General features: G+C 31.3%; 1 pseudogene. It reads left to right on the top strand.

Going from position 1 to position 345, the window contains the following annotated elements:
- Positions 1-271 (top strand): annotated as a pseudogene (locus tag KI356_RS27815) (putative iron-sulfur cluster-binding metallochaperone); the annotation flags it as partial.
- Positions 272-345 lie beyond the last annotated feature (74 nt).

The following is a 345-nucleotide window of genomic DNA, read 5'->3' as shown; positions in this document are numbered from 1 at the left end:
CTATTTTGATACGAATAATAAAAAATACTTTGTATCTGACATAAAGGTAGCTGTAAATCAAAAAGATGAATCAGCAACTACACCAATTTGTTATTGTTTTGATTGGACAAAAGAAAAAATCAAACAATATGTGGAAAATGGACTTACTCCTAATCCAGTAGAGCATATTCGCGAAAACATAAGAGAAAATCGATGTGGTTGTGAAGTAAACAATCCACAAGGTAGTTGTTGTTTAGGCAATGTTACAAATTATATTAGAAAAATGTCATAAGGAACTTAAATGTTGCTTTTTTTCACCAAAATACTTGGGGGTATTTCAAGATCTCAAGTTGATGGGCATGTGAC

It is taken from the genome of Bacillus hominis (assembly GCF_018332515.1).
GTDB classification, from domain to species: Bacteria; Bacillota; Bacilli; order Bacillales; family Bacillaceae_G; genus Bacillus_A; species Bacillus_A hominis.
This window is presented reverse-complemented; position numbering and strand designations above follow the sequence as displayed.